Source organism: Microbacterium oxydans (genome assembly GCF_026559675.1).
In the GTDB taxonomy this organism is placed as follows: domain Bacteria; phylum Actinomycetota; class Actinomycetes; order Actinomycetales; family Microbacteriaceae; genus Microbacterium; species Microbacterium oxydans_D.
Genome location: NZ_CP092891.1, coordinates 1,580,296 through 1,594,164, shown reverse-complemented (window position 1 = coordinate 1,594,164; position 13,869 = coordinate 1,580,296). Strand labels below are relative to the sequence as shown.

Here is a 13,869-nt window from a genome sequence, read left to right as displayed (position 1 = left end):
GGCTCAGAGGTGCTTGTTCGTGCGGTGTGCCAGGACGGTGAGTTCGACCCTGCTCCGGACGTCGAGCTTGGCGAACACCCGCCCCAGGTGCACCTCGACCGTGCGGATCGACACGCTCAGCTCCTCGGCGATGTCGCGGTTCGCCGCGCCGCCGACCGCGCGCATCGCCACCGCCAGCTCGCGACCCGTCAATCGGAGCGCCCACGCCGCTCGGCAGGCGGCCAGCGGATCCACCGCGGGCACGATGCTCCCCTCCCTGGCCTCGAGGCGATCCAGACGGTCCCGGAGCGCCCGCGCCCACGCCGTCGCCCCCGACAGCTCGAACAGCCGCTCCGCGTGTTGGAGATGGATTCGCGCCGATGCGTGATCGTCCCGGATCGCGCACTGGGTGCCGAGCATCGTCTCCACCCGCGCCCGCGCGAACGGTGAGCTGAGCGCCCGGGCGGCCTCGCCGACCTCCTCGCGCTCGGCACGCCAGCGCCCCTCGCCCGCGGTCGCGATGCGGATCCGCAGCCGCTGCGCGAGCGCGATCTCCGGCGGTTCGATCGCGGCCACGGCGACCGGTCGCTCGTCCGGGAGCAGGGCGAGCTCGTCCAGCGCGGGAACGGTCATCGCCGTGCGCGGTGCCCCGAGGTCGGCCCACAGGCGCACGGTGGCCGCGGCGTCGTCGAACGAACCGGCGAGGAACGAGCGGATGCCCTGATCCACGAGGTGATCGATCCTCGCCCCGGCGGGAAGCGCGACCGTCAGGGCTCGCGAGTAGGCGCCGATCTCGCCCCGCACCGCGAGGTCCAGACGGCGGGCGAGCACCACGCCGAGCCCGGCGAGCGGCATCGCCACGGGCAGCTCCAGCGCCGCCTCGATCATTCGGTCCCGCGCGAGCCCGATGTCGCCGCGCCAGGCGAGGAGCAGCACCTCGACCACGGCGCGGTAGGCCCGGACGATCGGGCTGCGCTCGTACCCGGGGACCACCGGATCGGGTTCCGCCGACATCCCGGAATCGCTCAGCGCGAGCAGACGCAGCCCCAGATCGACGTCTCCGCCCATCGCGGCCCGCAGGGTCCGGAGCATTCCCCCGCACACCGGCCCGGAGGCGGGGACCTCGTCGACGTCGTGCTCGCCCACGATGACCCAGCTCAACGCCACGACGGGGTCGCGCAGCTCCCGCTCCGCGTCGAGCCGAGCCGCCCCCTCGCGGACGGCATCGAGCCACGAGCGCATCGCCGGCCGATCTCCGCGCTCGGCGCACATCAGGGCGGCGAGGGCGGCGGCTCTGGTCCACTGGCACCAGTCCTCGGGCGCGTCGGTGGTCGGACGCAGAGCGCTCGGCTCCACCTCCGGCACCGCGCCGAGGAAGGACTGCGCCACCACCAGCGCGCCGAGGCCCTGCAGACGGCAGCTCTCCTCGGCGTCGGGATAGAGGCCGCTCAGCCAGGCGACGGCCTCTGCGGCGAATCCTGCTCCGACGGCCGAGGCTCCCGCGACGAGGCGGGCCTCGTCCTGGTCCGTCCCGACCGCGTGCTGTGCGGCCTCCCGAGCGAGCTGCAGAGCGCGATCAGGATGCCCCGACTCGCTGAGCTGCCGTGCGATGACCGTGAGTTCGGGTGCCGCCGCCGGATCGCCCTCGAGCGCCGCGCGCGCCCGGTGCCAGTCGGTGCCGAGCCGATCACCGCGACGTCGGAAGATCGCGCTCAGCCGCTCATGGACGGCGGCCGTCGCGGCGGTGCAGGTCGTCGCCTGCACCCAGATCGACAGGCGCGCGTCGGCGAGACGCGCACGGCCGGCGCGCAGCGTGAGGTGGTCCCCCACCGGGGTCGACGCGATCTCCGTCGCCGTCCTCCCGTCGAACTCGAGAAACGGTTCGAGCGCGTCGGAAAGGCTCACCGAAAGCGCGAGGATCAGCTCGCGATCACGGGCTTCGAGGTCGAGGCCCGCGAATCTGCGCGCGACCGCGGGCACGAGCGGCAGCGGTTCCGGCAGCGGACGCTGGCCGTGTCGCTGCGCGGGCGAGAGTCGCTGGACGACCTCTCGGACGGCCACGACATCGGCATCCAGGTCGGCCGTCAGCCGCGAGACCACGTGCGGGGCGCAGCCGAGATCCAGACGGAGCAGCTCCTCGAGGATCAGCTCGACCACGGCGGGCGCGACGAAGAGGCCCCCGGACGCGCTCGTTCCCTCGATGCCGATCCCCCTCAGCTTCGCGGGAGGCGATCCCGCGAAGCCGAGCGTATCAAACGGCGCTCACTCCGAGTCGTCGTCCGTGCGGTAGGGGTCGGCGTCGCCGGCGTGCGATGCGGAGGACGCGAGCTTCGCGACGTCGGCATCCCGCTGCTGGGCCTCGCGGAGCAGCGCACCGATGTGGTCCGCGTTCTCCGGAAGCGCATCGGGGATGAACTCCAGCGTCGGCACGAGACGCGTGCTCAGCTGCCGGCCTACCTCGCTGCGCAGCATCCCCGTCGCCGAGGTCAGTGCCGCGCCGCTCGCGACGCGCTCCTCCTCGGTGCCCAGCACCGTGTAGAACACGGATGCGTGCTGGAGGTCGCCGCTCACGCGGACATCGGTGATCGTGACGAAGCCGAGGCGCGGGTCGCGCAGCCCCTTCTCCAGCCGCTCGGCGAGGATCACGCGGATGCGATCCGCGAGACGGGCCTGTCGTTCGCCTGCCATTGTTCTCTCCCTGTCCAGGAACCCTCAGGGCGTCCCCCGACTCCGCGCTCCGGAAGGAGCGGGAGCGAAGGGACGCCCGAAGGTGTTTCGAATTGATCAGCCGCGAGGCTTCTCGACGAGCTCGGTCGTCTCGATCTCATCACCGATCTGGATGTCGTTGTACTTGCCGAGGCCGATACCGGCCTCGTAGTCCGTACGGACCTCGGTGACATCGTCCTTGAAGCGACGCAGCGACTCGATGGCGAGGCCATCGGCCAGCACGACGCCGTCGCGGATGACGCGAGCCTTGGCGTTTCGCGTGATCGTTCCCGACCGCACGATGACACCGGCGATGTTGCCGAACTTCGAGGAGCGGAACACCTCGCGGATCTCGGCGACACCCGACTGGACCTCTTCGTACTCCGGCTTGAGCATGCCCTTGAGCGAGCTCTCGATCTCGTCGATCGCGTTGTAGATGACGGAGTAGAAGCGGATGTCCACGCCCTCGCGAGCGGCGCGCTCGCGCGCCTTCGTGTCGGGACGGACGTTGAAGCCCACGATGATCGCGTTGTCGATCGTCGCCAGGTTCACGTCGGACTCGGTGATCGCACCGACACCGCGGTGGATGATGCGCAGCTGCACCGAGTCGTCGACCTCGATCTTGAGGAGCGACTCCTCCAGCGCCTCGACGGCACCGGAGACGTCACCCTTGATGATGAGGTTGAGCGACTCGACCTTGCCCTCTTCGAGAGCACGGGTGAAGTCCTCGAGCGAGATGCGCTTGCGGGCCTTGGCCAGCTGGGCGTTGCGCTCGACTGCTTCACGCTTCTCAGCGATCTGGCGGGCCATGCGGTCTTCCTCGGTGACGATGAAGACGTCGCCGGCGCGGGGCACGGAGTTGAGACCCTGCACCTGGACCGGACGCGACGGGTAGGCCTCGAGGACCTGCTCGCCGTTCTCATCCGCCATCGCACGCACACGGCCGTATGCCGTACCCGCGACGATCGCGTCACCGACCCGGAGCGTTCCGGACTGGATCAGCACCGTGGCGACCGAACCGCGACCCTTGTCGAGCTTCGCCTCGATGGCGACACCGCGAGCGGCCTTGTTCGGGTTGGCGGTCAGGTCGAGACCGGCGTCGGCGGTGAGCAGCACGGCGTCCAGGAGGTCCTGGATACCGGTGTTCGCACGAGCGGAGACGTCGACGAACATGACGTCGCCACCGAACTCCTCGGCGACCAGACCGTACTCGGTCAGCTGCTGACGCACCTTCGAGGGGTTGGCGTCGGGCTTGTCGACCTTGTTCACCGCGACCACGATCGGCACGTTCGCCGCCTGGGCGTGGTTCAGCGCCTCGACCGTCTGCGGCATGATGCCGTCGTCGGCGGCGACCACGAGGATCGCGAGGTCGGTGACCTGCGCACCACGGGCACGCATGGCGGTGAACGCCTCGTGACCCGGGGTGTCGATGAACGTGATGGCCCGCTCGATGCCCTCGTGCTCGGTCCAGACCTGGTAGGCACCGATGTGCTGGGTGATGCCGCCGGCTTCACCCTCGATGACGTTGGTCTGGCGGATCGCGTCGAGGAGGCGCGTCTTACCGTGGTCGACGTGACCCATGACGGTGACGACCGGAGGACGGATCTCGAGGTCGTCTTCGCTCTCGTTCTCCAGCTCGGCCTCGAGGTCGAGACCGAAGCCCTCGAGGAGCTCCTTGTCCTCGTCCTCGGGCGAGACCATCTGGATCTTGTAGCCGAGCTCGGCACCCAGGACCTCGAACGTCGCCTCGTCCAGGGACTCGGTGGCCGTGGCCATCTCGCCCAGGTTGAAGAGGATCGTCACGAGGGTTCCGGGCTGGACCGTGTAACCGGTCAGCGTCTCGATCTTGTCGGCGAAGTCCGCGATCGATGCGCCGCGGCGCATGCGGATGATCTCTCCGTTACCGCGGGTGACGTTGACGCCACCGACGACCGGAGCACTCCGCATCTCGAACTCTTGCCGCTTCGCCCGCCGCGACTTGCGCTGCTTGCTCTTGCCGCCGCCCTTGCCGAAGGCACCTGCGGTGCCACCGCCGGGACCACGGCCACGACCGCCACCGCCACCGGGACGACCGGCGAAGCCGCCGCCCGGACGAGCTCCGGGACCGCCGGCGCCGCCGGGTCCACCGGCACCGCCGGGACGACCGGGGCCGCCGGGACGCTGCTGGAACGGAGCACCGGGACGACCGCCCTGGCCACCGCGAGGTGCACCGGGACGAGGCGAGCCGGGACGCGGAGCACCCGGACGGGGTGCACCGGGACGCGGAGCCTGCGGACGCGGGATGTTACCCGGCGTCGGGCGCTGGCCCATGCCCTGCGCCGAGGCGAAGGGGTTGTTGCCCGGTCGGGGACCGGTCGGGCGCTGGCCCATGCCCTGCGCGGAGCTGAACGGGTTGTTGCCGGGGCGCGGAGCCCCGGGAGTCGGAGCGCCACCCTCGGCGGGCTTGGCCGCCTCGGGCGCGGCTGCGGCCGGAGCCTCTGCCACGGGGGCAGGAGCGGGCGCAGCAGGCGCGGGCGCCTCGGGGGCGGGTGCCTCCGGGGCAGGCTTCGGACCGGGCTTCGGGCCCGGGGTGGGTGCCGGCTTGGCACCCGGCTTCGCTGCGGGCTTCGCCGCAGCGGGCTTGGCTGCCGCGGGGGCGGCGTCGGCCGAACCCTTGAGCGAGCCGTCGGCCTCGATCGCCGCGCGCAGCTTGCGCGCCACCGGCGGTTCGATGGTCGAGGAGGGGCTCTTCACGAACTCACCGAGTTCTTTGAGCTTCGCAAGAGCGACCTTGCTGTCGACGCCGAGTTCGGCGGCGATCTCATGTACGCGTGGTTTACCAGCCACAATTCTCCTGTCTGAGTCGGTCCACCCAGACAGGGCAGACCACTAGTCGCGGACGGGTCTCATTTCGAGCCGTTCACTTTGTTTCCATAGCTGTTCAGCCTTTGTTTCTTGGTGGGTGCTGTTCGAAGGTCCGTGTGTCCAGCTGAGTGGTCACACGCAGTGCTCGTCCGAATGCGCGACGCCGCAGAGCGGCATCCATGCATTCCTGTGTCGGATGCACCCACGCGCCGCGCCCCGGCAGGACAGCACGCTCATCGACGATGAGGGTGTCGTTCTGGGACACCACCCTGAGAAGGGCGGAGCGGGGAGCACGCGTGCGACAACCGACGCACGTTCGTACGGGTTCCATCTTACACCTGCGTTTCACCCCGCCTCGCCCGCACTCGGGGCGCGTCGGAAGGCCGGAGCCGGTCAGTCGAGGACGCTGTCCGGCTGGATGTCGATCTTCGCACCGGTCAGCTTGGCGGCCAGACGGGCGTTCTGACCCTCCTTGCCGATCGCGAGCGACAGCTGGTAGTCGGGCACCAGGGCGCGGACGGCCTTGGTGCCGGCGTCGAGCACGAACGAGCTCGTGACCTTCGCCGGCGAAAGCGCGTGGGCGACGAACGTCGGAAGGTCGGCGTCGTAGTCGACGATGTCGATCTTCTCACCCGCCAGCTCCTCGGTGACGGCGCGGACACGTCGTCCGAGCTCGCCGATGCAGGCGCCCTTCGCGTTGATCGAGGGGTCGTTCGCGCGTACGGCGATCTTGGTGCGGTGCCCCGCCTCGCGAGCCAGCGCGACGATCTCGACCAGACCGGCGGCGATCTCCGGAACCTCGAGCGCGAACAGCTTGCGGACGAGTCCGGGGTGCGTGCGGGAGACCGTGATCTGCGGGCCCTTGAGCCCCTTGGCAACGCTCGTGACATAGACGCGCAGGCGCGAGCCGTGCGTGTACTCCTCGCCGGGCACCTGCTCCTCGGGCGGGAGGATCGCCTCGACGGCACCGAGGTCGACGTGGATCATGCGCGGGTTGGGACCCTGCTGGATCACACCGGCGACGATGTCGCCCTCTTTGTCCTTGAAGTCTCCGAGCACCACGTCATCCGCGATGTCCCGCAGACGCTGGCTGATGACCTGCTTGGCGGCGAAGGCCGCGATCCGTCCGAAGTCGTCGGGGGTCGCATCCTCCTCGCCGATGATGGCGTCTTCCTCGTCGCGGACGACCTGCAGGATCGCGACATGCCCGGTCTTGCGGTCCAGGTGCACGCGGACGCCCTCGGGCGTCGCACCATCTTCGGAGACGTGCTTGGAGTACGCGGTCAGGATCGCCTGCTCGATGATCGCGACGAGTTCGTCGAAGGGGATCGCCTTCTCCTTCTCGATCCCTCGCAGAAGACTCAGTTCGATGTCCATGACGGCCTCTCTATTCAGCTCTCGTCGCGCCTGTTCGCACGCGCGACATCCGTACCACGATACCCTGTGCGCACCGGCCCCTGCCACGACGGCACCGCCGTCCGGGACGGGGAGCCGCTCGAGGAGGAGCACGTGAGCACATTCGACACGATCGTGATCGGCGCGGGCATGTCCGGCGTCACCAGCGCTCGGATGCTGACGGACGCCGGTCAGCGCGTCCTCGTCCTCGAGGCGCGCGACCGCGTCGGAGGACGGATGAACACCGACCGGAGCGCCGGATTCCCCGTCGATCTCGGCGCCTCGTGGATCCACGGCATCGACGGCTCGCCGCTCTGGGATCTCGCCCAGGCGCTGCACGTCCCCACCATCGAGTACACGGTCGGCAGCTTCCAGGTCGGCGGGCGGCCGATCGAGAACTTCGACGGCGAAGGACGTGCGATGGATGCCGATGCCACCGCGCAGTGGATCGCCGACGTCGACGCCGCCGATCGCCTACTCGTCGAGGAGATCTCCGCCTCCTCCGCCGGCGACACCTATCTCGATGTGACCGAGCGCGCGCTGGACCGTTCCGGCCTCTCCCCCGAGCGCATCGACGACATCCGCGAGTTCTTCCGCCACCGCGTCGAGGAGCAGTGCGGCGCCTGGATCGGCGACCTCGACGCGCACGGCCTCGACGAGGACGCGATCGAGGGCGACGAGGTGATCTTCCCGCGGGGGTACGACGAGCTGCCGAGGCGGATCGGCGCTGACCTCGACATCCGCCTCGACACGACGGCGACCCGGGTGACCCGCTCGACGCAGGGTGTGGTGGTCCACACCGAGGCCGAGGAGTTCACCGCCGATAGTGTCATCGTGACGGTGCCGCTCGGCGTCCTGAAGGCGGGGACGATCGCCTTCGAACCGCCCCTGCCGGACGCCGTCGCCGGGCCCATCGCGCGGCTCGGCATGGGTGTCTTCAACAAGGTCTTCCTGCAGTTCCCGGAGCGTTTCTGGAACGAGGAGAGCTATGTGCTGCGCGCACTCGGCGAGGCCGGCGAGCACTGGCATTCCTGGTACGACGTCTCCGCGGTCAGCGGGCTGCCCACGCTGCTGACGTTCGCCGCCGGCCCCTTCGGGCGCCGCATGCAGGAGCTCTCCGACGAAGAGGTCGTCGCCGACGTCGTCCGGGCACTGCGGGCGCTCTACGGCGACGCGGTCGGCGAGCCGCGGGCGCACTGGATCACGCGCTGGGGCCTCGACCCGTTCTCGAACGGTTCGTACTCGCACCTGGCGCTGGGCTCGACCCACCACGATCACGACGCGCTGGCCGGTCCCGTGGACGACGTGCTGCACTTCGCGGGCGAGGCCACCTGGGGCGACGAGCCGGCGACGGTCGGTGCCGCGTTCTACTCCGGGCACCGGGCGGCGGAGCGCATCCTCGGGCACCCGGTCGATCTCGGCGCGTTCGCCGCCGGCATCATCGAGCGGGAGCAGAAGGCAGGGCGTTGATCGCCCCGATCAGCCGGAACAGGTTCCCGACCTGACGCTGATCGAGGTGCAGGGACAGACGCGGCAGGTCCAGGAGATCCTCGTCGGCGATCTCCGGCTGCCGCGGCGCCGTCCGTTCGATGCGCCCCGAGGACAGCATCCCGCCGAACTGCTCGTTGAGCGACGCGATCTCCTCATCCGTCGGCTCCGCCCGCAGCCGCAGCACGAGGGCATCGCCGACCCACCGCAGCGAGTCGTAGTTGTGCCAGAACCCGGTGATCTCGGCTCGCGCCGCCTCGACGGAATCCGTGATCACGACGCGGTCGAAGTCGCCCGGCGAGATGACGCCGGTGGGAGCGAGGTGATCATCGATGAAGCTGCGCAGGCCCTGCCAGAACGTCCCGCCCGGCTGGTCGAGGAGCACGATCGGCGTCGGCTCCGCCTTTCCGGTCTGCTGCAGCGTGAGCAGCTCGAACATCTCGTCGAGGGTGCCGAACCCGCCGGGAAGGCAGATGAAGCCCAGGGACTCCTTGATGAGCATCAGCTTGCGCGTGAAGAAGTACTTCATCGCGACGACGTGATCCTGGCCCGCGACGAAGCCGTTCGGCTTCTCCTCGAAGGGCAGTCGGATCGACACGCCGAGCGACAGCGCGGGGCCGGCCCCCTCGGAGGCGGCCTGCATGATGCCGGGGCCGGCACCGGTGACGACCATCCAGCCGTCGCCCGCCAGCGCCGAGGCGACGTCGCGAGCGGTCAGGTAGAGCGGATCGTCCTGCCGCGTGCGGGCGGAGCCGAAGACGGTCACCTTCGGGACACCGCGGAACGGCGCGAACAGTCGGAAGGCGTCGCGCATCTCGGCGAGGGCCGCGGAGGCGATCTTCAGGTCGAGGCGGTCCGCGCCGTCCTCGCCGAGCAGGATCGCGGTGCGCAGCATCCGCATCACCAGGCGTCGGTCGGCGTGCACGCCCGCGTCGTCGAGGACGGCGTTGATCTCGGAGCTGAGGGCTTCGGGCAGGGGTTCGTCGATCATGACTCCAGCGTGTCATGAGGCGGGGCGACCCCGCCTCGCAACGCCGGGCTTCGCGTCGACACGGTCGGGTCCGTGCCACGACCCGGCCCCGGTGTCAACGCCCGTGCCCTCCCCCGCACTCCAGGGCACGCTGGCACCATGACAGAGATCACCGGACCCGAAGCCCTCGCCCGCGTCGCCGAGCTCGTGGAGGACATCGACATCACGATGCTCACCACGGTCGACGACGACGGCAACCTCGTGAGCCGACCCATGTCGACCCGGCAGATGGACGACGCCGGCGACATCTGGTTCTTCACCGCGGAGGACACCGAGAAGGTCGAGGAGGCGCAGCGACACCACGACGTCGGTCTCGCCTACTGCGACGCCAAGGGGATGCGATACGTCTCCGTCGCCGGCACCGCAGAGGTCGTCCATGATCGGGCGAAGATGGAAGAGCTCTACTCGGCGTCGCTGGAGATCTGGTTCGCCGACGGCCTCGACACCCCCGGGATCGCCCTTCTCAAGGTGACGCCGACCGTGACGGAGTTCTGGGAGCCGGCGAAGGGCAAGCTGGCCATGGCGGCCGGCGCCCTCAAGTCCCTGGTCACCCGCGACACTCCGGATGACGACATCATGAACCACGGCCGCATCGTCTGCTGACGACGCCGCCGGGGTGGCTCACTCGGCGGCGGTGAGTCGCTCCACGGCCTCGGCGACGGTGACGGCGTCGCGGTCACCGGTGCGACGGTCCCACAACTCGACCTGGCCGTCGGCGGCGCCGCGTCCGACGATGACGATCTTCGGCACGCCGACGAGCTCGGCGTCGCCGAACTTCACGCCGGGCGACACCTTGGGACGGTCGTCGTACAGCACGTCGAGCCCGTGGGTCTCGAGCTGGGCCGAGAGCGACTCCGCCACCTCGAACGCGACCTGATCGCGACCGGCGGCCACGACCTGCACGTCGAAGGGCGAGACGGACGTCGGCCAGATGAGGCCCTTGTCGTCGTTGTTGAGCTCGGCGATGATCGCGAGGACGCGCGTCACGCCGATGCCGTAGGAGCCCATCGTGACGGTGACGAGCTTGCCGTTCTCGTTGAGCACCTTGAGGCCGAGCGCCTCGGCGTACTTGCGACCGAGCTGGAAGACGTGACCGATCTCCATGCCGCGGGCGAGCTCCACGGGGCCGGAGCCGTCGGGGGCGGGGTCGCCGGCGCGCACGTTCGCGATCTCGATGATGCCATCGGCCTCGAAGTCGCGCCCGGCGACGACCGAGTGCGCGTGCTTCTGGTCGATGTTCGCGCCCGTGATCCAGCTCGTGCCCTCGCTGACCCGCGGGTCGACCAGGTAACGGATGCCGGTGGCGGACTCCTCGCCCAGCACGGCGCCGGTCGGCGACCAGGGGCCGATGTAGCCCTTCACGAGCAGCGGATTCTTCTCGAAGTCGTCCGCCGTGGCGGTCTCGACCTCGGCGGGCGCGAAGGCCACCTCCGCACGCTTCTCGTCGACCTCGCGGTCGCCGGGGATGCCGACGATGACCAGCTCGCGCGTGCCGTCGAGGTGCGTGAGCGCCAGGACCACGTTCTTCAGCGTGTCCGCCGCGGTGTACTCGCCGTCGAGCTCGCGGTTCGCGTGCGCGACGAGCGTCTCGATGGTCGGCGTGTCCGGCGAGTCGAAGACCACGGGGGCTGCGTCGGCGTCGTAGGCGATCGCCGCGGGAACGGCCGTCGTGAACGCCTCGACGTTGGCGGCATAGCCGCCCGCGCTGCGCACGAACGTGTCCTCGCCGACGGGAGTCGGGTGCAGGAACTCCTCACTGCGGGATCCGCCCATCGCCCCGGCGTCGGCCTGGACGATGACGTACTCGAGGCCGAGGCGCTGGAAGATGCGCTCGTACGCATCACGCTGCGCCTGGTAGCTGACGTCGAGCCCCTCGTCGGAGGCATCGAACGAGTAGGCGTCCTTCATCGTGAACTCGCGGCCGCGGAGCAGACCGGCGCGGGGACGGGCCTCGTCGCGGTACTTGTCCTGGATCTGGTAGATCGTCAGCGGCAGGTCCTTGTAGGACGAGTACAGGTCCTTCACGAGCAGCGTGAACGCCTCTTCGTGCGTCGGGGCGAGGAGGTAGTCGCCGCCCTTGCGATCCTGGAGTCGGAAGAGCAGATCGCCGTACTCCTCCCAGCGACCGCTCGCCTCATACGCCTCCCGCGGCATCAGCGCGGGGAAGTGCACCTCCTGCGCACCGGCCGCGGACATCTCCTCGCGGACGACGGTCTCGATCTTCGCCTTGACGCGCAGACCCAGTGGCAGCCACGCGAAGATGCCGGCCGCCTGCGGACGGATGTACCCCGCCCGGATCAGCAGCTTGTGGCTGGCGACCTCTGCGCCTGCAGGGTCTTCACGGAGCGTACGGAGGAAGAAGTTCGAAAGACGAGTGACCACGGAGCAAGTCTAGTGAGCCGTGGCCACCCGTCTTCGACGCCGATGACGTGGGTCAGTTGAGCGCCGGGAGGTTCGCCGGGACCACGCCGCCCGCGTACAGGTCGGCGGCGAGCTCCTGCAGTGCGGTCAGGGCGACGCGCTGCGGGAGGGGGCCGTAGGAGATGCGTGCGACACCGAGCTTCTCGTACTCGGACGCGGCGAGGGCGCCGGGGATGCCGATCACGCTGACCTTGCGCTCCCCGATCCCCTCGACGAGCTGGCGGGTGACGTTCATGTCGAGGATGCCGGGCACGAAGACCGCGGTCGCTCCGGCGTCGAGGTAGGCGCGACCGCGCTGGATCGCATCGGCGATGCTCTCCTGCACCGGACGTCCGCCGGCGCGCACGAACGCATCGGTGCGGGCGTTCAGCGCGAAGGGCACGCCCTCGGCCTCGGCGGCCTTGACGATGGCCTCGACCGCGGCGACGGATTCGTCGAGCGGCTTGAGACGGTCCTCGACGTTCGCGCCGACGACACCGGCGCCGATGGCGAGTCGGGTGGTCTCCCCGGCGTCACCGTACCCGTCGTCGAGGTCGGCGGTGACCGGGACGTGGACAGCGGCGGCGATCCGGCCGACCATGTCGATCATGATCTCGCGCGGGGTGGCGCCGTCGTCGTAGCCGAAGGAGGCGGCGATGCCGTGTCCGGCGGTGGCGATCGCCTTCGCCTCCGGGAGGGCGGCGACCGCTCGCGCGGAGACGACGTCCCACACGTTCACGACGCGGAGGATCTCCGGGGCGTCATAGAGTCCGACAAGGGTCTGGGCCTTGGCTGCAGTGGTCATGTCTCCACGCTAACGCGCGCGGTGCACGACCGGGCCGACTCCTTCGAGAAAGGAGGGTCGATCCAGGCAGACGGATCGGGTGGAGCCGAGGCGCACGACTCCACCCGATCGCCGCGTCAGGCGTTGAGCACGACCTTGAGCGCCTTCGTCTCGGCCGCACGGCCGAACGTGTCGTAGGCGCTCTCGATGTCGGCGAGGGCGAACCGGTGGCTCACGAAACCACTCGGGTCGATGCGCCGCTCGGCCACGAGCTTCGTCAGCATCCGTGCGGTGTTCGCGTTCACCAAGCCGGTCGTGATGGTGAGGTTCTGGATCCACAACTCATCGAGGGGGAACGCGACGGGCGCGCCATGCACGCCGACGTTCGCCACGTGTCCTCCCGGACGGACGATGTCGAGCACCATGTCCCACGTCTGCGGGATGCCCACCGCCTCGATCGCCACATCGACGCCGAGCCCGTCCGTCAACGCCATCACCTGATCGCGCCAGTCGGCCGCGCTCGAGACCACGGCGTGCGTGGCGCCGAAACCGCGAGCGAGCTCCACCCGGTTGGCATCCAGGTCGATCGCGATCACCTTGCTCGGGCCGTACAGCTGCGACGTCATGATCGCGGCGAGTCCGACCGGACCGGCACCGACGACCGCGACGACGTCGCCGGCCTTCACACCGCCGTACTTCACGCCGATCTCGTGGCCCGTCGGCAGGATGTCACTGAGGAGGACCGCGGTCTCGGGCGACAGACCGTCGGGCAGCCGGTGCAGCGACGTCTCCGCGAACGGGATCCGCGCATACTCCGCCTGGGTCCCGTCGATGAGGTGCCCGAGGATCCAGCCGATCCCCGGCGCCCCTTCCTCCGCCCGGCAGTGGGAGGCCAGCCCGGCCACGCAGAAGTCACACTTGCCGCACGAGCTCACGCAGGAGATGATCACGCGGTCCCCCGGCGACAGCTCCGTCACGGCGTCGCCGATCTCGGTGATGACGCCGACTCCCTCGTGGCCGAGGATGCGTCCCTCCGTCACCGCGGGCAGGTCGCCCTTCAGGATGTGGAGGTCGGTACCGCAGATGGTCGTGCTCTCGATGCGGACGATCGCATCGGTCGGAGCCAGGATCTTCGGATCCGGGACCTCGTCCCAGCTCTTGCGACCGGGACCGTGGTAGACGAGTGCCTTCATGGGTGTCTCCTCCCTCGGACCTCGTCCGAGCTCATGGTAAGTGAAATGTT

11 protein-coding genes are annotated in these 13,869 nt (G+C 69.8%); 2 read left to right on the top strand and 9 right to left on the bottom strand.

Going from position 1 to position 13,869, the window contains the following annotated elements:
* Nucleotides 1-3 precede the first annotated feature (3 nt).
* The 5 genes from MME74_RS07530 to nusA form a co-directional block, all read right to left on the bottom strand.
* Nucleotides 4-2,136, bottom strand: coding sequence for a helix-turn-helix transcriptional regulator (locus MME74_RS07530; RefSeq protein WP_267418152.1), 2,133 nt, complete (start codon nucleotides 2,134-2,136; stop codon nucleotides 4-6).
* Nucleotides 2,137-2,241: 105 nt separating this feature from the next.
* Nucleotides 2,242-2,667: a 30S ribosome-binding factor RbfA gene (gene rbfA, locus MME74_RS07525; protein WP_267418151.1), complete on the bottom strand. Its 426-nt coding sequence runs from the start codon at nucleotides 2,665-2,667 to the stop codon at nucleotides 2,242-2,244.
* Nucleotides 2,668-2,763: 96 nt separating this feature from the next.
* On the bottom strand, nucleotides 2,764-5,511 hold the full coding sequence (infB, locus tag MME74_RS07520) for a translation initiation factor IF-2 (protein WP_267418150.1): 2,748 nt from the start codon (nucleotides 5,509-5,511) through the stop codon (nucleotides 2,764-2,766).
* Between the two features lie 94 nt (nucleotides 5,512-5,605).
* The gene (locus tag MME74_RS07515) at nucleotides 5,606-5,860 is read right to left on the bottom strand and encodes a YlxR family protein (protein ID WP_267418148.1); all 255 of its coding nucleotides are present in this window, start codon (nucleotides 5,858-5,860) and stop codon (nucleotides 5,606-5,608) included.
* 62 nt (nucleotides 5,861-5,922) lie between these two features.
* Nucleotides 5,923-6,906, bottom strand: coding sequence for a transcription termination factor NusA (gene nusA / locus MME74_RS07510; protein ID WP_267418146.1), 984 nt, complete (start codon nucleotides 6,904-6,906; stop codon nucleotides 5,923-5,925).
* Between the two features lie 132 nt (nucleotides 6,907-7,038).
* Between nusA and MME74_RS07505 the strand changes: the two genes are divergently transcribed.
* On the top strand, nucleotides 7,039-8,394 hold the full coding sequence (locus MME74_RS07505; RefSeq protein WP_267418145.1) for a flavin monoamine oxidase family protein: 1,356 nt from the start codon (nucleotides 7,039-7,041) through the stop codon (nucleotides 8,392-8,394).
* Here the strand turns inward: MME74_RS07505 and MME74_RS07500 are convergent.
* Complete coding sequence (locus MME74_RS07500) at nucleotides 8,363-9,403, bottom strand: TIGR00730 family Rossman fold protein (RefSeq protein WP_267418144.1); 1,041 nt, start codon at nucleotides 9,401-9,403, stop codon at nucleotides 8,363-8,365. The genes MME74_RS07505 and MME74_RS07500 overlap by 32 nt on opposite strands.
* A 138-nt stretch (nucleotides 9,404-9,541) precedes the next feature.
* On the opposite strand from MME74_RS07500, the gene MME74_RS07495 reads away from it, so the two are divergent.
* Complete coding sequence (locus tag MME74_RS07495) at nucleotides 9,542-10,045, top strand: pyridoxamine 5'-phosphate oxidase family protein (RefSeq protein ID WP_267418143.1); 504 nt, start codon at nucleotides 9,542-9,544, stop codon at nucleotides 10,043-10,045.
* 18 nt (nucleotides 10,046-10,063) lie between these two features.
* On the opposite strand, the gene MME74_RS07490 is transcribed toward MME74_RS07495, so the two are convergent.
* The 3 genes from MME74_RS07490 to MME74_RS07480 form a co-directional block, all read right to left on the bottom strand.
* A complete protein-coding gene (locus MME74_RS07490) occupies nucleotides 10,064-11,824 on the bottom strand; it encodes a proline--tRNA ligase (protein WP_267418142.1) in 1,761 nt (586 codons plus the stop codon).
* 52 nt (nucleotides 11,825-11,876) lie between these two features.
* Complete coding sequence (locus tag MME74_RS07485) at nucleotides 11,877-12,647, bottom strand: isocitrate lyase/PEP mutase family protein (RefSeq protein ID WP_267418141.1); 771 nt, start codon at nucleotides 12,645-12,647, stop codon at nucleotides 11,877-11,879.
* A gap of 116 nt (nucleotides 12,648-12,763) precedes the next feature.
* A complete protein-coding gene (locus tag MME74_RS07480) occupies nucleotides 12,764-13,819 on the bottom strand; it encodes a zinc-dependent alcohol dehydrogenase family protein (protein ID WP_267418140.1) in 1,056 nt (351 codons plus the stop codon).
* Nucleotides 13,820-13,869: the final 50 nt, after the last annotated feature.

Excerpts from the sequence above, each read along its gene's own strand:
- MME74_RS07495 (WP_267418143.1), top strand. The coding sequence starts at position 9,542 with ATGACAGAGATCACCGGACCCGAAGCCCTCGCCCGCGTCGCCGAGCTC.
- MME74_RS07480 (WP_267418140.1), bottom strand. The coding sequence starts at position 13,819 with ATGAAGGCACTCGTCTACCACGGTCCCGGTCGCAAGAGCTGGGACGAG.
- rbfA (WP_267418151.1), bottom strand. The coding sequence starts at position 2,667 with ATGGCAGGCGAACGACAGGCCCGTCTCGCGGATCGCATCCGCGTGATC.
- nusA (WP_267418146.1), bottom strand. The coding sequence starts at position 6,906 with ATGGACATCGAACTGAGTCTTCTGCGAGGGATCGAGAAGGAGAAGGCG.
- MME74_RS07485 (WP_267418141.1), bottom strand. The coding sequence starts at position 12,647 with ATGACCACTGCAGCCAAGGCCCAGACCCTTGTCGGACTCTATGACGCC.
- MME74_RS07515 (WP_267418148.1), bottom strand. The coding sequence starts at position 5,860 with ATGGAACCCGTACGAACGTGCGTCGGTTGTCGCACGCGTGCTCCCCGC.
- MME74_RS07500 (WP_267418144.1), bottom strand. The coding sequence starts at position 9,403 with ATGATCGACGAACCCCTGCCCGAAGCCCTCAGCTCCGAGATCAACGCC.